The 17,327-nt window shown below is 59.2% G+C and carries 24 protein-coding genes and 1 pseudogene; 16 read left to right on the plus strand and 9 right to left on the minus strand.

Annotated elements, in window-relative coordinates; translation table 11 throughout:
* Positions 1-77: 77 nt before the first annotated feature.
* The gene (locus tag B9A95_RS35540; protein ID WP_245808368.1) at positions 78-410 is read right to left on the minus strand and encodes a transposase; all 333 of its coding nucleotides are present in this window, start codon (positions 408-410) and stop codon (positions 78-80) included.
* 990 nt (positions 411-1,400) lie between these two features.
* On the opposite strand from B9A95_RS35540, the gene B9A95_RS18085 reads away from it, so the two are divergent.
* From B9A95_RS18085 to B9A95_RS37230, 5 genes and pseudogenes are all read left to right on the plus strand, one after another.
* Positions 1,401-1,616, plus strand: coding sequence for a hypothetical protein (locus B9A95_RS18085; protein ID WP_084048567.1), 216 nt, complete (start codon positions 1,401-1,403; stop codon positions 1,614-1,616).
* Positions 1,617-1,760: 144 nt separating this feature from the next.
* A complete protein-coding gene (locus B9A95_RS18090) occupies positions 1,761-3,026 on the plus strand; it encodes a DUF1800 domain-containing protein (protein WP_084048568.1) in 1,266 nt (421 codons plus the stop codon).
* A 164-nt stretch (positions 3,027-3,190) separates the two neighbouring features.
* Positions 3,191-3,520, plus strand: coding sequence for a hypothetical protein (locus B9A95_RS32440; RefSeq protein WP_139806863.1), 330 nt, complete (start codon positions 3,191-3,193; stop codon positions 3,518-3,520).
* Between the two features lie 350 nt (positions 3,521-3,870).
* Positions 3,871-4,650 carry an AIM24 family protein gene (locus B9A95_RS18095; RefSeq protein WP_084048569.1) on the plus strand — a complete coding sequence of 260 codons (780 nt, stop codon included), beginning with the start codon at positions 3,871-3,873 and terminating at the stop codon, positions 4,648-4,650.
* A gap of 62 nt (positions 4,651-4,712) precedes the next feature.
* A pseudogene (locus B9A95_RS37230) lies at positions 4,713-6,011 on the plus strand (IS701 family transposase).
* Positions 6,012-6,059: 48 nt separating this feature from the next.
* Here B9A95_RS37230 and B9A95_RS18110 read toward each other — a convergent pair.
* Entirely contained in the window at positions 6,060-6,875 is an 816-nt protein-coding gene (locus tag B9A95_RS18110; RefSeq protein WP_342744597.1) for a transposase, read from the minus strand.
* A gap of 38 nt (positions 6,876-6,913) precedes the next feature.
* The gene (locus B9A95_RS18115) at positions 6,914-7,345 is read right to left on the minus strand and encodes a helix-turn-helix domain-containing protein (RefSeq protein WP_245808369.1); all 432 of its coding nucleotides are present in this window, start codon (positions 7,343-7,345) and stop codon (positions 6,914-6,916) included.
* Positions 7,346-7,616: 271 nt separating this feature from the next.
* Here B9A95_RS18115 and B9A95_RS18120 point away from each other — a divergent pair, with 271 nt between their 5' ends.
* Complete coding sequence (locus B9A95_RS18120) at positions 7,617-7,928, plus strand: hypothetical protein (protein ID WP_084048573.1); 312 nt, start codon at positions 7,617-7,619, stop codon at positions 7,926-7,928.
* 2 nt (positions 7,929-7,930) lie between these two features.
* On the opposite strand, the gene B9A95_RS18125 is transcribed toward B9A95_RS18120, so the two are convergent.
* A complete protein-coding gene (locus B9A95_RS18125; protein ID WP_084048574.1) occupies positions 7,931-8,125 on the minus strand; it encodes a hypothetical protein in 195 nt (64 codons plus the stop codon).
* Positions 8,126-8,190: 65 nt separating this feature from the next.
* Positions 8,191-8,400 (minus strand): hypothetical protein, encoded by a 210-nt coding sequence (locus B9A95_RS18130; protein ID WP_084048575.1) that lies wholly within the window; start codon positions 8,398-8,400, stop codon positions 8,191-8,193.
* Positions 8,401-8,629: 229 nt separating this feature from the next.
* On the opposite strand from B9A95_RS18130, the gene B9A95_RS33915 reads away from it, so the two are divergent.
* A complete protein-coding gene (locus tag B9A95_RS33915) occupies positions 8,630-8,788 on the plus strand; it encodes a hypothetical protein (RefSeq protein WP_170928698.1) in 159 nt (52 codons plus the stop codon).
* A 36-nt stretch (positions 8,789-8,824) separates the two neighbouring features.
* Here B9A95_RS33915 and B9A95_RS32445 read toward each other — a convergent pair whose 3' ends face one another.
* The gene (locus tag B9A95_RS32445; RefSeq protein WP_139806865.1) at positions 8,825-9,232 is read right to left on the minus strand and encodes a hypothetical protein; all 408 of its coding nucleotides are present in this window, start codon (positions 9,230-9,232) and stop codon (positions 8,825-8,827) included.
* A 137-nt stretch (positions 9,233-9,369) separates the two neighbouring features.
* Here B9A95_RS32445 and B9A95_RS18135 point away from each other — a divergent pair, with 137 nt between their 5' ends.
* The 3 genes from B9A95_RS18135 (at position 9,370) to B9A95_RS37235 (ending at position 10,845) form a co-directional block, all read left to right on the plus strand.
* Positions 9,370-9,645, plus strand: a complete 276-nt coding sequence (locus tag B9A95_RS18135; RefSeq protein WP_084048576.1) for a hypothetical protein — start codon at positions 9,370-9,372, stop codon at positions 9,643-9,645.
* 335 nt (positions 9,646-9,980) lie between these two features.
* Positions 9,981-10,424, plus strand: coding sequence for a hypothetical protein (locus B9A95_RS18145; RefSeq protein WP_084048578.1), 444 nt, complete (start codon positions 9,981-9,983; stop codon positions 10,422-10,424).
* A gap of 301 nt (positions 10,425-10,725) precedes the next feature.
* Positions 10,726-10,845 (plus strand): terminase small subunit, encoded by a 120-nt coding sequence (locus tag B9A95_RS37235; RefSeq protein ID WP_425429957.1) that lies wholly within the window; start codon positions 10,726-10,728, stop codon positions 10,843-10,845.
* 136 nt (positions 10,846-10,981) lie between these two features.
* Here the strand turns inward: B9A95_RS37235 and B9A95_RS18155 are convergent, their stop codons facing one another.
* The gene (locus tag B9A95_RS18155) at positions 10,982-12,280 is read right to left on the minus strand and encodes an IS701 family transposase (RefSeq protein ID WP_084048580.1); all 1,299 of its coding nucleotides are present in this window, start codon (positions 12,278-12,280) and stop codon (positions 10,982-10,984) included.
* Between the two features lie 349 nt (positions 12,281-12,629).
* On the opposite strand from B9A95_RS18155, the gene B9A95_RS18160 reads away from it, so the two are divergent.
* From B9A95_RS18160 to B9A95_RS32450, 4 genes are all read left to right on the plus strand, one after another.
* Positions 12,630-13,100 (plus strand): hypothetical protein, encoded by a 471-nt coding sequence (locus B9A95_RS18160; protein ID WP_084048581.1) that lies wholly within the window; start codon positions 12,630-12,632, stop codon positions 13,098-13,100.
* Positions 13,090-13,296, plus strand: a complete 207-nt coding sequence (locus tag B9A95_RS18165) for a hypothetical protein (protein WP_084048582.1) — start codon at positions 13,090-13,092, stop codon at positions 13,294-13,296. The genes B9A95_RS18160 and B9A95_RS18165 overlap by 11 nt, the downstream gene beginning before the upstream one ends.
* A gap of 378 nt (positions 13,297-13,674) precedes the next feature.
* On the plus strand, positions 13,675-14,157 hold the full coding sequence (locus B9A95_RS18170; protein WP_139806866.1) for a hypothetical protein: 483 nt from the start codon (positions 13,675-13,677) through the stop codon (positions 14,155-14,157).
* 176 nt (positions 14,158-14,333) lie between these two features.
* Positions 14,334-14,564: a hypothetical protein gene (locus B9A95_RS32450; RefSeq protein ID WP_139806867.1), complete on the plus strand. Its 231-nt coding sequence runs from the start codon at positions 14,334-14,336 to the stop codon at positions 14,562-14,564.
* Between the two features lie 195 nt (positions 14,565-14,759).
* On the opposite strand, the gene B9A95_RS32455 is transcribed toward B9A95_RS32450, so the two are convergent.
* Positions 14,760-15,050, minus strand: coding sequence for a hypothetical protein (locus tag B9A95_RS32455; protein ID WP_139806868.1), 291 nt, complete (start codon positions 15,048-15,050; stop codon positions 14,760-14,762).
* Between the two features lie 272 nt (positions 15,051-15,322).
* On the opposite strand from B9A95_RS32455, the gene B9A95_RS18175 reads away from it, so the two are divergent.
* On the plus strand, positions 15,323-15,595 hold the full coding sequence (locus B9A95_RS18175) for a hypothetical protein (RefSeq protein ID WP_084048584.1): 273 nt from the start codon (positions 15,323-15,325) through the stop codon (positions 15,593-15,595).
* 460 nt (positions 15,596-16,055) lie between these two features.
* Here B9A95_RS18175 and B9A95_RS18180 read toward each other — a convergent pair whose 3' ends face one another.
* On the minus strand, positions 16,056-16,466 hold the full coding sequence (locus B9A95_RS18180; protein WP_342744598.1) for a DUF3224 domain-containing protein: 411 nt from the start codon (positions 16,464-16,466) through the stop codon (positions 16,056-16,058).
* 390 nt (positions 16,467-16,856) lie between these two features.
* Here B9A95_RS18180 and B9A95_RS18185 point away from each other — a divergent pair, with 390 nt between their 5' ends.
* Complete coding sequence (locus B9A95_RS18185; protein ID WP_139806869.1) at positions 16,857-17,069, plus strand: hypothetical protein; 213 nt, start codon at positions 16,857-16,859, stop codon at positions 17,067-17,069.
* Positions 17,070-17,327: the final 258 nt, after the last annotated feature.

Raw genomic sequence — 17,327 nt, forward strand, 5'->3', positions numbered from 1 at the left:
CCTGGCCAGCACACATGACGTTCCACCGTGATCCATACCGGTTTATGCCGGGATCAATAAAGTGCGTCTGAAAAAGGTCAGGGTGGACCTTTGGCCAAACGGCGGACCATCAAGCGGATCCTCACCTCGTAGACAAGGTTCTCAGCCGTCTCCGGCAGCGCTTCATCGTCCCCGGCCATGCGCCTGGATTTCCAGGGCCAGGCAAAGGTCCGCTCCACGACCCGGCGCCGTTTCAACACCACAAATCCCGCAGGCACCTCCACGACGTGTGGAGGTGCGCCCTTCGGTGCCCAGGTGGTCTGCCGGCCTGACCAGGGATGCTTCACGATCTCCAGCGTCCAGCCGAGAAACGTTCCCTGTTCTCCTGCCAATTTTCCGGTGTGTCCCGCATCCGCCCACGGGTGCTTCATTCGGGGAAAAACATTCGGCGCCCCCTTGCAGGAGGAGGACCGCGCCCGCGCGGGGGAAGGATATCCGCTTCATGCACTTTGATCGCCATGACGAGGCAGGGCGTATCCACGAGCAGATCACGCTTCCTTCCATTGACCTTCTGACCGCCGTCGTCACCACGTGGCCCCCCCACCTCGGTGGTTATGACCGATTGGCTGTCAATCATTCCAGCACTTGGTGTCTCAGGACGTCCTTCTCGCACCCGGACGACCTTCACGCAATTTGATCTGCAACGTTTCCCACACGCCTTGCCGCCTCCACATCCTGTGCGCGTGGTCGGTTGTTTGCCAGGGGGAAAGATCGTGAGGCCGTCGCCCGCCAGGCCACGACCTCCGCGGAGGACGGAGAAGATGCTCTCCAGAATTTCTTGCAAAGACCACTTGCGCGGTCGACCCACAAGCGATTCAGGTGGGGTCAGCGGCTGGAGGACGTTCCACTCGGCATCGGTGAGGTCGTTTAGGAGGTCACGCCCGCGTCACGCGCGCACCACCTCCGCCCTATCATCCCTCCATCCTCTAAGCAGGTAAAACCCGTTCCAGCACGTTTTTCAGACGCACTTTAGGCCATGCGCGTCCTCAACCTCTTCCTGCCCAGGTCCACCCTGGCACCTGGGCAGTTCGTCATGCCGGGAAAAAAGAGGCCCCCCTTGCGTGCATCCTTCCGCCGTTCCACAGCGGCTCTGCTCGAAACCCCTGGGAAACGTTCGCTCTTGTCTCCGCTGACTTTGGCGTCATCGTTTACGGCGGCTTGTCCTACCCCAACGTCTACTCCGTCTCAAAGGGTTACGCCGTCTTGGTTCACCTCGTCGCCACCCGGTACGGTCGGCCTGGCCAGGTTCTGAAGACGCAAGTGGGGGAGAAGCTGTATGTCACGGCGGCCTCACAAGACGACCTTACGGAGGCTGCAGCGCGTCCTCGCGCCTTGCCACCCCTGGAGGGCTCTACACGCTTGTGCCGGGCACGGCAGGCTTCTGCGTGATCCTGGACATCTACCTACACGCCCACTTCACCGGTCGGGAAGCGCCGATCATGGGTGGCGAGCTGTCGACGGCGGTTCCCGCGATGCTTGGCGTCCATACCCTGCGCGGGATCGGCGCGGACCGAGCGAATGCGGCCAGTGGCATCGCGCCAGTCCCGGTGGACCCACAGAGCCAGTGCAGCGGGTGACGACCCCCTCTCCCCAAGCGGGCGTGCTGCCTGATCTGCGGCCCCGCCATTAGGGGAATGGCATAACTTCCATGACAGTCATGGTGCAGCCTGTTACGAGGATCTGTACGCATCGGCAGTACCTTTCCTCATGGTGGAGTCTCCATGGCGCTAGCCCCCTTTTCCCGTAAGCTCACGCTAGAGGACGCCGCCCATCTGTTGCGGCGCACATCTTTTGGTGGAACGGACGCCCAAATTCGTGCGCTTGTAGGCGAGGACGCCCGGCAGGCAGCTAAAAAATTGCTGTCCTTCGATCAGACCCGAGCGCCAGGAAATCCATTCGATCCGTCTCAAGCAGTTACGCCTTCTGCAGGCATTGAGCTCACGCGGGCTGGGTGGCTGTTCGAGATGCTCTACGGTCCCCACCCTCTGCGTGAGAAGCTGGCCCTAACTTGGAGCAACCACTTCGTCATCGGCACGGACAAGGTACGCAACATGCCAGCGCTAACGCAGTATCTCAACTTGCTCCGCGCCAATGCCGCCCCCATCAGTTTCTCGGCGTTCGCTCTGGCAGTTGCCCAATCCCCGGCCATGCTCAACTATCTGGACAACGATCAGAACAAGAAGGGCAAACCAAACGAGAACTTCAGTCGCGAACTGCTGGAGCTGTTTACCACGGGAATCGGTCACTACACTGAGGACGACGTACGCGAGGGAGCCCGCGCTCTTACGGGCTGGACCTACGAGGGTGGGCGTGGTGACGATAACTTTCTGCAAACCCCTCGCTTCATTTTTCGTCAAGAGCAATATGACGCGGGTAAGAAGACCTACCTGGGACAGACGGGTCACCTGAACGGTGAGGATGTGGTGCGCCTCGCCACCACCCACCCGCAGGCTGCAGTGTTTGTGGCGCGTAAGCTGCACCGCGCCTTCGTCGCAGACACTCCTGATGAGAAGGCCGTTGCGGGCAGTGCTGAGACGTTCCGGCGAACAAACGGCAACGTTCACGCTGTATTGGAAGAACTGCTGTCCAGCGAAACTTTCTACTCCATCCGCGGCAGCATCATTCGGAGCCCGATGGACTTCATTGTGGCGGCGATACGGGCACTGGGAGGGCCGGCACTGGAGGCCAAGCAGATCATCGGCCTGACGTGGACGGCTGGCAAGATGGGCCAGTTGCTCCTCCAGGCCGATACAGTGAAAGGCTGGGAGGGGGGACGCGAGTGGGTCAGCGATTCCACGCTACTGGTCCGGATGCAGTTGGCCGCAGCCTTCGTCCTCTCCAAAACGGCTCCCAAGCCTCGGGTGATCCCTACATCCCTCGTGCTGTTGGGCAGCGAGCGTACCCTATTGCGCGCAGCTTTGGATGGACTGGATGACAAGCAACGTACGTATCTAACGTTGATCAGCCCTGAGTTCCAGTTGGTCTGATGGGCAGGAGGTGTCTGGCTGCCGCCGTTCACACGGGCGCTCAAGGCTGGTGCAGTGCCTGGGCTGGAAGTTCGGTACAGGGCCGTGGTCAAGAAGCGGTGGGCACCGGACAACCCGTGCGCATACGCCCCCTCTTTCCTCGGCTGTTCGCAATACTGGAACGCATGAAACGGCTCGCGCTGCTGGCCCTGCTTGGTGGGACGATAACTTCATGCTCCACCCTGCCGCCTCGCCCTGCCCTGCGCACACTGAGGGTGGTCACCTTGGCGACGGCACAACCAGTCCCCCTTGTGGTTCGCAACATCACGAGGAATAAGGTGGTGTTCGAGGGTTCAGTAACAGGGTCCAAGAAGATTTCCGCGTTGCCTGGGGACGAAACGTATTTCGTGATTCCACAACCTGTTGAGGGATATGCCGTACCTGCAGGACAGCAGGTGGTGTTGACCAGCGACATCACGATAACCTTCGCCTATACCGTACCTGTTTCCCGTTGAGTAGGAGGATGAGGTTCTGACTCTCGGACAACTTGTGCCAAATGAACGGCCCCACCTTGCCTCCCGCGGGTGACACCTCTGTCAGTCAATGAGGCATAGCTTCCAGGCATGCCGCGTCCCTTCTCGACTCCAATTCTGGTCCTTCTCCTGGTAGCAGTGGCGCTCCTCACGTTAGACGCCGTGAGGAGTGCCCTGCTCTCCATCTGAGGCGCGGACAGCTTTCGCGTTTGGGTTGCTCCCGTTCCAGGGCATCGATCAGCAGGCGCGTGAGCCATCGGCCGGTAGGCCAATGCCGCTACCCGCTTCCGAAGCCCTCCTCGTCCCCTCGAAAGAACACGTACCCTGGAAGAGTGAGTTACCGAATTCCCATCAGCAGTGAAACCTTCCGTGGTCTGAAGGCCGAACTCTACGCCATCTGCAAGGTGAGCAACCAACTCGTGCAGGGTCCCGCTGGGGGAACGCCCAGCTTCCGTGAGGTCTACACCGATACCGGGACGCGTCAGATCAAATTCACGTTGGAAAACGACAGTGTGGTGCTGGAGCCGGGCATCCTCTCCTACTCGCACGGTCGGCTTCAATTCGAGGTGATGCAACAAGACCCAAGCCGCAAGGCGGGTTTTCTCAAGCGGGCCGTCCAGAGCGCAGGAACGGGAGAATCGGCCTTCGGCACCCGTGTGACCGGCACGGGAGAAGTCTGGACCGAGCCCACCCGGCAGCATTTCATCTTCGCCACCCTTGAAGGGGGCGACAGTATGCTCGTGGACGACAAGGCGTACTACGCTGCCCAGGGCACCGTGAAGCTCAGCACACACACCCATAGGAACTTCCAGGGAGCCGCCAGCGGCAACGGTCTGGTGCAGCCGCGCCTCGACGGCACTGGCTTATTTGTCATTGAGTCTCCGGTCAGCGTGCACGAGATCGAGGTGCTGGACATCCGGGCGGGTGAGAGCGTCGTTATCGATGGTGACATGATGCTGATGTACACGGCGAGCATGAATCCTACGCTGTCCGCGTTGGGAGGCGGTGTGCGCAGTGGCGTGCGCAGCGGTGAAGGCCTGGTCTACACCCTTACCGGCCCCGGGCAGGTATTTCTAACGCCCACACATATTTCTGCAGGCAGCCTCGCTTAGCTGTACTTCGGGGAAATTTAGAGGGGGACCAGGGAAGCCAGCATCAATGCTGGCTTTCAGCTCTGCCGCGTTCTGTACCCCCTTGGACCCGACACTTTCCGACCTGGTTTGCGCCCTTTCTGACGCACTTTCGCCACCGGGCCCAGCGGGCTTGGGCCCCTCTGTACGTCCGTGGGTTGTGAAGTACGGTCGACCGAAAAAGCATGCAGCCCTTGGCAGGCGTCGTCGCGCCTGGGAAAGGGGACCATCTCCAGCAGTTCATCACGGACAGCCCCTGGTGGACCGAGCCCTTGGAAATCCTGCTCGCTCAGCGGGCCCAACAGATGATTGGCGGCAAAGACGCCGTGCTGATCATTGACGACACGTGTCTGACGAAGTTCGGCACCAAGTCTGTCGGCGTCGCCCGTCAATATTCTGGGCAGCTCGGGAAAGTGACCCCCTGTCAATGCCTCGTTTCCTTGACGTTGGCCCAGCACGACGTGCCAGTCCCCCTGGCCTTACGGCTCTTTTTGCCGCAGGAGTGGACCAGCGATCCCGCTCGACTCACGGCAGCTGGTGTTCCACAGGAACACCAGCTGCCACAAACCAGGTGCGAACTGGCGCTGAAAGAATTGGACCGGGTACGTCCACATGTCACCTTTGGCGTCGTCTTGGCGGATGCTGGGTACGGCGTGAACGCTCGGTTCCGGCAGGCACTCACCGAACGAGGCCTGCTGTGGTCCGTGGGCATCACCCGCGCACAGACCGTCTACCCCAAGGGCGTTCGCTTGATCCCTCTCCCTCGGTTCTTCCGAGGGAGAGGGACCAAGGCGCCCCACTCCTTCTGAAGACCGGCAGTCGGTGGAAGAAGTGCTGGCGGGTGCTGCGTGGCAGCACCTGGTGTGGCGGCACGGGACCAAGGGCCCGCTCTCAGGACGCTTCGCAGCCGAGTATGTTCGCCTGGCGGATGGGGAGGAATACGCTCGGAGTCGACATCTTCCTGGTCAAGCGGCCTGGATCATCGGGGAGCAGCGGCGAGGTGAAGAGCGCAAATACGACGTCTGCAACCTGCCCCCTGACACGCCGTTATCGCGGTTGGTGGAAGTGACCCAGTGCCGCTGGGCGTGTGAACTGACCCACCGGGAGCTGAAGCAGGAAGTGGGGTTGGACCACTTCGAGGGCCGGTCCTGGAAAGGTCTGCACCATCACGCCGTGCTGTGTATGGTCGCCCTGACCTTTCTCCAATGGCTTCCCTCACCCAGCCTGACGACCTCAGAGGCGACACCGTTCCCGCTATTCGAGCGGAGGTGGCGGGGGTAAGTCCCCGGCCACCTCCATGCCAATTCTGTCCCGCCTGCACAGCTCTATTCAGTGGTCGCTGAATCTCCCCGAAGTACAGCTAGTGGGTCACTTGGCATGGTTGTAGGTATTCACTGGACGACCTGAAGGGTCGTCGCGCCAGACCCACCTAGAGGATGTCGCCTCGCATAGGCTCGCTGACGGCGAGCCCTTCTTTTTCCTCCCCAAACGAACGGGGTCGGGTGCGCATTCCATCCTCGAGCCGCCCTCTCCAACCACTGGATGATTTGAGTTGGGCTGCTCGGACATTGACCTGCCAACGCACGACGAGCCAAGATGCGCTGAATCGACTCCGCCATATTGAGCCAACTCCCGGCCACAGGGGTGTACAGCGGCATGATGCCCTGCTCCATCAACCAACACACCAGTGCTGGCGTCTTATGTCCGATGAGATTGTCGAGGATCAGCAACATGCGAAGAGGCGGCAAGGTGTCGAGCAGCGTGAACTTGACGCACAGTCCTTCCTGCCACCTTTCCCACGCGCCACGGTTGTCTGCCGGTGGCAACACCGTTGCCACCGGCAGGGGTTGGAGTACTTCGGAGAGGGTCTGTCGCATCCAAGGGTGGAGCACGGCGTTCGTGCAACGGGTCACCCCACGAACACGCACCCCACCACTGGCGGGGTGGAAGAGGGTCAGCAACTTTGCTGTTCCCGCCCGGACATATTCGTGTGGAAGACGCGTCGGTTGCCCTGCGGGTTGCCAGGCGCTGCCAGGCTGGGGAATCGTTTGGTAGGGTCCAGCTTCATCCTCGACCCACACGGCCAGACCACCTTGCTCACCTTCAAGATAGCCCCGCTCAATCAATTTTTTTTGGCCTCGGTATCTGGGTCCCGCACCACGACAACGCCTGTTTTGCGTTGTCGTTTGGCGTTTCCTGTTTTGCACCAGGTTCGGTCCCGTTGCGAGGTGAGCCCCGCGTCGTGTCAGACACCCAAGATGGTAAAGGTGCTCAAGCGTTCGAATCCGGCCTCACGGCGCAGCACCTTTTGCAAAGTCACCAGAGACCAGGTCGCTGTGCCGTCCTGCTCCCGATCTGGGGCACGACGTGCTGTTTCTAAAATACGGTTCCGCTCTGCGGAACCGTAGACGACGGGAGGACGCCCACCTGGACGAGTTTCGAGTGCTTTTAACCCGTGTTGATTGAAGCGGGAGACCAGACGCGCGACCCCCTCACCGGATCGTCGTCCACACCATCGAGCCGCTTCGGTATAGGTCATGCCAGTCGATACGGCGAGGATCGTCTTTGCCCGTCCGACAATGATCGCGGCGGTGTGATGCGACCGGCTCAATCGCTCCAACGTCGCGCGCTCCTCTTCGGTCAGGGAACGCAGCGGGTTTTTCTGGACACGAGGCATCCTGAAAGCTTATTGGTACTCCGTTGAGTCTGAAAGTGCTGGCGAAGAACACGGGGGATTCCCACTCTTTCCGTACCGCGCTGACCCCAGAAACACGGGCGCCATCCATCAGGTTCCCGCCAGTCAACGGAGTACCATTATACGGAATAATAATTATTCTTGCTCATATGGTTATGAGAGTCATATCTATTTAAGTCGTCCTAGACGTGATAGGTATCCTCGTCATACATCTAGCTATATGCAGGAATCAAAGTGATTCCGTGTTACACCTATGGCAAGTGACCTACTAGGACAGAACTTCGACCTGCACATCGGCTTCATCCATATTCTCACCGGCCCAAACAACTTTCAGGACGCGAAAGCGCCCGTAGCCATCTACGAAAAGGGTGTCACCGGGCTGACACAGCAACACGCCTGGCTGGAGGTACAGGTGGCCAGGGATCTCGTCCAGCACAGCCTTTCGGACACGTATACGGGGCAAGGAATGAAGCGCCATCTGAGCAGTCAAGCACAGGTGAGCAGGAACTTCGAGGCCACCCGTATCGCACCCGCTCAGGGCGGACAGGAAGGCGGTGCGCTGTGACCTCAGGCTTTGCGGACTTGAACGCGCACTTCACCGATGCTGGGAAGCACCTTGGTTACTTTCCAGGTATCGGTCGAACCGATTAGGAGGTCACCAACTTCGAGGCGCCCAATTTCCAACACCATAGTGAGTTCTGTCTGCCCCTCATTGAGATGCTTGATACGCATCAGGTGCGTGTCGGGCAGGAAGAAGTCCATGGACGCAGCTTAAGCGTGAGGGGGAGATGCAATTGGTATCAGGGCGGTGCCTCGTGACGCCCTCGCTATTTGCGGATGCGGTACAACCCCTGACCGACGCGTTCAATCAATTTGCGAATGACCATGTCGCCTATGGCGTAGCTGAACCTGCTGTTTGTCCCACTCGGATGACGGATCTGCATTTCTTTGACGATGTCGCGGGCCCGGACAGTGCGTTGAGGGTGGTCGCGTTCGAGGCCACGCATGAGTTGGAGGATTTCGTGCGTGTACAGCATCAGGTGCTCAAGTTAACGCAACGGCCCCTAACGCTACTGGTACCGTCCGGGCAAGATCAGTGGGGTGCCTCGCGACGCCCTCTCTGACAGTCTGGCCACCTTGATGCGGACGGCCGCGCGGCCAGCAAGGACGAAATGCACCTGCTGGAAGAAGTGCACGCCGAGGTCGAATCCCACAGGTGTGTCTCAGCGCCCGCAGCTCAGTCGGACGTGCAGGCCAGTTTGGAGGATGCTGGAAGAGTGGGAGGAGTGTCCCGAGGAGGACATTTCCGGGGCCTGGCGGTTGGTCGAGGCGCTCATGCGGGGCATTGGGTACACCGACCCGCAGGAAGCCGCCCTCAAGGTGATCCGGCGGGAACTGCGGTTTGTCAGGTGCTGCTGGGCCTGACGCAGGCCTCACCTCCCTGGGCGGAGAGGGCTGATGTCAGGCAAGGACGCCTGGACCAATCAGCGGCGCCGCGCCTACAAGCGGCCGGACGGGAAGTACGACGGCAAGAAGCTCGCGCCCATCGTTCAGGGCGACCGGGAACGCCGCATGACTCTCCGGGAGGTGGCCGCGCACATGAGCCTGTCCGTCGCTGTGGTTCGGAATGCCACCTTTCATGCGGCTGGCGCCCCTGCACGTGGAGTGCCCACGTCGCGCCTGCTGACCGAGTTTGGCGTAAGTGACAGCACCGTGCGGGATAACATCAAGAGTTGCGGCCTCGGTTTTACCCGGTATGGAAGGCAGATCGTTCTTGACGATGCTGCCGAGAAAATTACGGCGCACTTCCGGGCCCAGGTGCCAGCCAAAGGAGCGGACGATCCCAGCCTGTGGTGGAACATCGCGCAACAGGCGGCCTTCTTTGGGGTGTCTTTCGGGACGATGCACCAACGCTTGCGGCGCTCGCCGTATGGCTCGATCCGCCATGCCCAGCTGCAAGGGGCAGGGGGTGTACCCACCGTTACCGGGTGGAGGATGCCCGTCGTGTGGCCAGTCAACTGTCTATCGGGCTCACCTTGCCGCCCGCGGGCACCTGGAGTGCGATTGCAGATGGCGGACGTTTTGGGCGTGACGTCCAGCACTGCGCGGGTATCGGCGGACGAGGGCGCACCGCATGCCCGCGTAGGGCAGGGGAGATTCACCCTGCGTACTTTTACCCGGACCGGCTGGCGGTGTGGTTGCAGGGCCAGCGCAGCCCCGTGCGCCGCAGCCTGGGCAAGACGCTCGCCAAGCACCTGGAGCAGCAGAGGGAGGCCGCATGACACGGTAGGTCAAACCACCGGTCCACGTGAGCCAGCATGCCTATGGGTGGGGTGCTGGAGCAGGACTGCCCCCGCTGGTTGTCCCGCACTTCAGTGTCAGCGTGATGACCTCCTGGCGGTACATGAAGGCGGGTGAAGCCCTGGACGCGGGCAGAAAAGCCAACCGGAATTTGACCGGCCTGGCAACCGAGCAGCTTGAACAGCAGCGAACGCCGGGGCCAGCGATCGACTGGAACCAGGATGCGTCAGGAAACGTGGCCTCTATGTGGCTATAGTGCCCGAATGCGAGGCAGCAGAAGCTTCCTGCCTGCTTTCGCCAAGAAAGCAGGCTGTTGATGACAAGCACCAAGTACAGCCCCCTTGCTCGTACCGCGACTCCGAAAATTCTAGAGCTTCTCGAAAATAAGCTGGCCTGGGGGGCAAGTGAATTGATGGCGGTCCTGAACCTTCCAGCGCCTGTCTTCAAAGAATCGATCTCCGATCTCATCGGTCAAGGGAAGGTTCGTCAGCGCTTTTCTAACCCCTTTGCCTCTCCGCCTGTTGAGGCGACGTACAGTCGAGTTGCGGGGACGTTTTTGCCAGCTTCGGGGTATGTCCTTTCGTCCGGAGAGGAGCAGGTGTTGGAGTGGCTTGTGGGGCGCAAGGAAACTCTGGCGACCATCTCAACTGCTTTACGCCTTCCCAAAAGGGAGATCGCTGAAACGTTGGTCCTACTCGACGAGAAAGGGTTGATCGTCTGTAGGTACGTCAATCATCTCCCTATTTTTTCTCTGGCATAGTTGCTTTAATGGCCTGTTCGCGCCCTCCTGGGTGCGTTTTTCGTCACTCCAGACGTCACACTGAGAGGGTATGACAAGCACGCTCAAGGGGCGCGCTGCCAGGCCACTGGCAGTGAATCCACCACATTCGCTGAGGCCCTGGAACAACTGATGGGGATTCCAATTCATCAGTTATGAAATAACGGGCCAACCCGAGCGGAGCGAGCGGGAAAAATGGGGACAGGTGGGCGTGAAATCACCGGAGCAGAGGGAATGTAACGGATGATTTGGAAAACATATCAACACTCGGCGCTGCGCTTTCGTGCAGACGTATTTGAAGCGGCCTAATGCCACACGGGCCGCTATCAAAGCTGGGTACAGTCCACGCAATGCCTACAGGTGTCCTCTCTTCTCAAAGGGCAGGACGTCAAACTTGCTCTGAAGCCCGACTGGGCGGAAAATGGGCCGTTTCCTGAAGAGGTCATCGTCCGAACCACGGAAGTCATGCGTGCCAGCGTCGAAAACTTTTACAGTTTCGAGCAGCGGCAGGTCCGTCCCTAGCTGTACTTCGGGGAAATTCAGGGACCACTGAATAGAGCTGTGCAGGCGGGACAGAATTGGCATGGAGGTGGCCGGGGTAAGTCCCCGGCCACCTCCACTCGAATGGTGGGGATGGTGTCGGCCCTAAGGTCGTCAGGCTGGGTGAGGCGAAGCCATTGGAGAAAGGTCAGGGCGACCATACACAGCACGGCGTGATGGTGCAGACCTTGCCAGGACCGGCCCTCGAAGTGGTCCAACCCCACTTCCTGCTTCAGCTCCCGGTGGGTCAGTTCACACGCCCAGCGGCGCTTGGTCACTTCCACCAACCGCGATAAGGGCGTGTCAGGAGGCAGGTTGCAGACGTCGTATTTGCGCTCTTCACCTCGCCGCTGTTCCCCAATGATCCAGGCAGCTTGACCAGGAAGATGTTGACTTCGGGCGTATTCCTCCCCATCCGCCAAGCGAACATATTCGGCTGCGAAACGTCCTGAGAGCGGGCCCTTGGTCCCGTGCCGCCACACCAGGTGCTGCCAGGCAGCACCCGCCAACACTTCTTCCACCGACTGCCGGTCTTCAGAAGGAGTGGGGTGCGTTGGTCTCCTGCCTCGGAAGAACCGAGGGAGAGGGATCAAGCGAACGTCCTTGGGGTAGACGGTCTGTGCGCGGGTGATGCCCACGGACCACAGCAGGCCTCGTTCGGTGAGTGCCTGCCGGAACCGGGCATTCACGCCGTACCCAGCATCCGCCAAGACGACGCCAAAGGTGACATGTGGACGTACCCGGTCCAATTCTTTCAGCGCCAGTTCGCACCTGGTTTGTGGCAGCTGGTGTTCCATTGGAACACCAGCAGCCTGGAGACGCGCCGGATCGCTGGTCCAGTCCTGTGGCAGGAAGAGCCGGAGGGCCAGGGGAACAGGGACCTCGTGCTGGGCTAAGGTCAGGGAGACCAGACACTGACAGGACGTGATCTTGCCCACCTGTCCCGAATACTGGCGAGCAACCCCCACGGATTTCGTCCCAAATTTGGTCAGGCAGGTATCGTCAATGATCAAGACGGCGTCTTTGCCTCCAAGCATTTGCTGGGCCCGCTCGGCCAGCAGCGTTTCCAGGGGACGAGTTGGCCAGGGACTGTCGGTGATGAAGTGCTGGAGGTGGTCTTCTTTTCCAGGAGCCACCACAGCAGCCAGAGGTTGCATGCTTTTCCGGGACGCACCGCTGCACAGTCCACGCACGTACAACGGTGCCCAAGTGCGCCCTGCACGGTGGCGAAAGTGCGTCAGAAAGGGTGCGAACCAGGTGGGAAAATGTCGGGTCCAAGGGGGCAAAGAACGTGGCATAGCAGGAGGCCAGCATCACCGATGCTGGCCTCCCTGGTTCCTCCTGAATTTCCCCGAAGTACAGCTAGAGGCTGCCAAGATCACTCTCCAACTTGAACGGTATGATTTTGGTATTTGCGTAAACACTCGACCCAGAGCGTGTTTTCTTGGTGGCCAGCGAATGGGCATTCGAGCAGATTTGAGCACCCTTCCCCACTCTCTTCTGCCAGATCGAATATGGAATCGAGGAACTGGAGATGCGGCCACTTGGTCATCAGTAAACGTCCTACCCGTACTTTTTCAAGTCTGTTTGTTCGCTGACAACAGAACCAGACACCCTATTTTGGATGGACATCTTTTCAGCCTCTACATGTACCGCCCCGTGCGAGAACTGCTCACCAAACTCTTTGCAGAGGTCGACTTTGAGGAGCGTTTTGCCGAGTGGGCGGGGTTGGCGAAGAAAGAGCTGGAGGCCCATCAGAAGGCGCAGGCGTTTCGCCGTCGGGAAGCGCTCCGCCTGGAAATGGAGCTGATTCCCGACGCTGTGCGGTGGGTGTCAGGACTGCCGGTCATCCGTGAAGAGGAACGGTTGGACATTGCCAAGGCGTGTGAACTGGGCGTATTGCATCTCGCAGAGGCCATCAAGCGGACGAAGTTCGGGATGGCTGTGGAGCTGTATGACGGCCAGCACGCCCGTGAGATGATCGGGGAGATGTACGGCCTCTGGCGTGAGGACGATGACGGCGGAGGTGATGCCTCCGGCCTTGATGACTTCGTGAAGCTCATGCCCGACGCGACGAGGAGCGCAGCTGCTGTATGCGCCCATCGAGGTGACACCTGAAGATTCAATCCTGGACTCAGACGCCCGCTTCAACATTTGGGGCGGCCCCGTGCGGTCCGGCAAGACGGTTCACAGCATGATGCTCCGGTGGATGATCGGCAAGACCCTGGGCAGCCTGGAACGCAACATCCTCGCGCCTTTGCGGGGGTTGACCAGCGCGGCTTTCGGCTACTCCTTCTCGCAGGGCAAGACGTAGGTGGGCTGCCGGGAGCTGTACATCATCGGGGGGCCAGCAACAAGGACGGGGAAGGGGGTATTCGAGCTAGCACGGCGGCCGGCTTCTACGGAGACGGGCTGACGTTGTGGCCTGCGAACGTATTCCGGCAGTGCGGCATGCGCGTGAGTGTGGAAGGCGCGAAGCTGTTTGGGACCACGAACCCGGACGGCCCCTTTCATTGACTGAAGACGGACGACATCGACAAGCGCCGTACCCGGGAGGATCCCGACGGCCTGGGCCTGAACTACTTCACCTCGCCGATTGATGCGAGCACGACGCTGCCTCAGGCCTACGCGCAGGACGTGCATAAGGGAATATGTGTGCCTGTGGTTCAAGCGGTTCATCCTGGAGGTGGGGGTGCCTGCTGAGGGCACCGTGGACCACTTCTGGAATGAAGACATGCACGTCATTGAGGACCACCCGGAAGCGGATTACCACTATGGGTCCATCGACTACGGCACGGGCAACGCGACGTGCGCAGGCCTGTTCAGCATGCGGCGCGTTGCTCCGATCCTTGGGACCAGACGGCCGCCGCCTCGCGTCTGGCTGAAGGCCTCCTACTCCAATGGGCGCGAGACAGGCCGGCAGAAGACAGACGGCGAATACGCTGATGACCTGGTGGTGTTTGACCGGGGAACAGGAGTGAAGTACCTGTATCTGGACCCGAGCGCGGCCAGCCTCACGGCGGAACTGCAGCAGCGCGGCTTCACAGTGTTGGCTGCGCACAAGGACGTGCTGAACGGGATTTGGAGGCAGGCGCAGATGCTACGTAGCGGGGAGTACCAGGTGTGCGTGGAATACGCAAGGGATCCGGGAGTATTCGGCGTGCCTGTGGGATGAGAAGGCGAGTGCCAGAGGTGAGGACAAACTGTGCAAACAGTACGACCACGGCAAGGACATGGAGCGCTACGCCCTGATAAGCGAGTTTCCTCCGGAGGAGCCGGAGATGGAGTACGGGGTACCAGGCAGCTGCTCCTATGGGTTCAGGCAGGGGTAAGTTTCTGTATGCTCAATAGATGAATCAAGATCGTGGCGAGCACAAAGGCGTTCCGTATTCCTGGCAGATCAAGCCCGCTGCGTCACAGCAGGTAGGAGGTGTATCCATATTCACGCCTGAGCGCCGCCAAGTCATTATTGGCGGGCGAAACTTAACGCATCACTTTTCCTATTCGGCAATCAATGCCTCGACACTTCCAAATCTAATCAAGAATTATATAGAAGAGAACCTATCGTTTGTGACCGTGTAGGCCTCCTCTAATTTTTCATCGACACCTAATACGGAGTAATAATGATTCTCGCTCATATATTTATGAGAGTCATATCTATTTAATTCCTCTCAGGCATGATATGTATCCCCATCGTACATCTAGCCATATACAGGAATAACTTTAGTTCAGTATAATCGGTAAACCCCACCCGCGGGCGGGGTTTCCGTTTTTCTATTAAATGAGATCCCCTTGTGGATGATGGCTCTCTTTGTGTTTTTTCGCGCGTAATATGGAAGCAAGAGTCACGGCATTTCTCAGCAGTCGGAGATTGACTACAGTATCGCCCTGTATGTCTGACTTTATTTCATTATACTTTATGCGCATAAAGTATAATGGCGCACCCTTTTCCAGTCTCATATGGCAAGTAGTAGAGATGGACCACTTTTCAAGTTGCAGTAAAAAGGCGTCCGCTTGAGGCCCCAATTCCTGCCGCACATCTTCCATAGGGACTTCAAATTCGACCATACTCCACCTTTACATAAAAAGGTATCTCCTATTGGCTGTGGGGCCGGTTTTCCCCGTCATCCCTCCGGCTACCCTTGAGGCATGACTGTGCTGCCCTCATTGTGCCCCCGTCGCGCGGCTCCTGAAGGCCGCCCAAGGTAAGCGGGCTGACGACCAGGACCCTGAAACTGTCCGCAGAGCTTTATGTTGGCGACCTATGGGCCGAGGGCAAAGGCTGGAGCGGCCCCAGACTTGACCCAACAAACGGCGAGAACCCGCTCAATGCGGCAAAAGTGGGCCTCGAAATTGAGCGGTCCTTCGTCTTGCGCAACCCCGCCAAAGCCATCAGCGACCGGCATCAGGCGGGCGTAACCGGGCGTGAGCCATTGCTGACGCTGGCCTCTCGCCGACTGCTGAAGAAGGGCGAGAAGCCCAAAGCAGAAGAGCAGAAGAAGCTCGGTGAGTACCCGGGGGCCCTCACCAATTGGTGGGACGAGGCTAATGCCTGGGCACCCATCCAGGAAGCGGTGCGGACCTGGGCGGCTTTGTGGATCGCACGATCCTGAACGCGCAGATGCCCGGTGTCTGGAAGGAAGATGCCAGCGCATCTGGCGCCAAGCGGTTTGTGCCGGACCCCTGCAGCGTGGACGTGGGGCTACAAACTTCCTGGATGGCGTGGCAGTGACGCAGCGGGACGAGAAGGGCAAGATGGCCCCGAATTTATCCATCAAGGCCCTCAAGCAGGAAGTCCTGGCCATGACTGATGCCTCCCTCAGCCTCCCGTGGACACGCAAAATGGCTGGCTTAGAGCATTTGTCAAAAAGGTGATTTCTTTTTGACCGAACAGAACGGGCTTGAATGCGCATTGGGGAGAATGGATCTGTGAGGGGTGCCCTTCCTCGCATGCGCAGGGCAATTCAGACAAATGCTCTAATGCGTTGAAGTGACCTGAAGCAGAACTTATCGGTCTGTTATTGGGCAGCTCACTTTAGGATGGACCGGATAAGATCGAGCACCAATACGCGGCTAAAGCTCGAAATCGAACCAAATTCGGTGTGTCCCATCACCGTCGATTGCCATTCCACCCTCCCCATGAATTCCCTTTAAGTCCTCTGTGCCACTCCCAAAGACTATTGAAAAGAATTCATCCGTTCGATTATTTCCTTGTGTAGAAGCGGAGTGAATGAAGTTAAAAGCACCATTTTTGTTGAGTAGTGATCCTGAGAACGCCTCTAGAGCTATATAGCTACCAATTCCACTTGATAGATCAAAGGCGGCAGTAAACAAAGTGGATGAGTGACCCGTAACATCGCCAGAGTAGACCTTTTCCATATTGGAAACGCTGCTGGGCAAAGCCGTTTCAATCATCGGGACGAGTGTAGTTGTAGTTGGTTTGAAATTCTTGGTTGTGAAGGTACCTTGTGCGCGCATATTCATAATATAATCCACCAAATCTGTCAGAACATGACAGATTTGGTGGATGACGGGGAATGATGCTGTTCTCAATCCAGGCGTTCAGCACTGCACCCCGCTCAGGCCCTGGGCAGGCTTCCTTTGTTCACGGCCCTAGAGGGGAAGCTCACAGTAGGTCCATCAGTTTTCGATAAGCTTTGGGACCAATGGAACACCTCTCCTCCGGCCTGATGGCCTGGGGCGGATTCAATGCACTTGTTCTGGCTGCGCTGGGACTCGCTGTATTCGTCCGCCGCCACGAATCTGTAAGCGTTGACGACGCGTAACCCCGCTCCCCCGCCTCGCGCGGGGCTTTTTCATTCCCCACCGTTCGCGGCGCGGTGGGGTTCTCGTTTGCCTGGAGAAGAGGTGCCCATGTCCCCACAACTCCGCACCTGGCCCACACACTTGCGTGCGCATCTCCACGACCGCTACATCCTCGCCCGCTTGCTCATCGCGGGGCATACCCCCGGGTTCGGGCTGATCTTCCTGCTCCAAAAGGACGACTTGATTCACAACCCCCACCGGCAAGAGCTGCGGCCGCATGGCCTGGTTGCCGCAAGTCGTCTGGGCTGGGGGCCGTACTGACCGGCCTGACGCTCGAGCTCAGCGCCGCAGACCTGGGCAGACGCACCGCAGACCTGCTGGCCTCCTTCTGCTGGATCGGCGCTGGGCATTTCCTCATGGCTATTTCGGGAGGTGTCCTCGCCGGAGCAACATTCATACTGATTCGGTTTTTCCTTCTTAAACAGAGGCTTGGCTGAGCAGTTTCGGTGGCAACAGTTAAAGGTCCCATCTTGCCTCGCGGGGGTGGGGCCTTTTTTAATCCTCTCCCTGTGTTGGCCT

Origin of the sequence: Deinococcus hopiensis KR-140 (assembly GCF_900176165.1) — a bacterium.
In the GTDB taxonomy this organism is placed as follows: Bacteria; Deinococcota; Deinococci; order Deinococcales; family Deinococcaceae; genus Deinococcus; species Deinococcus hopiensis.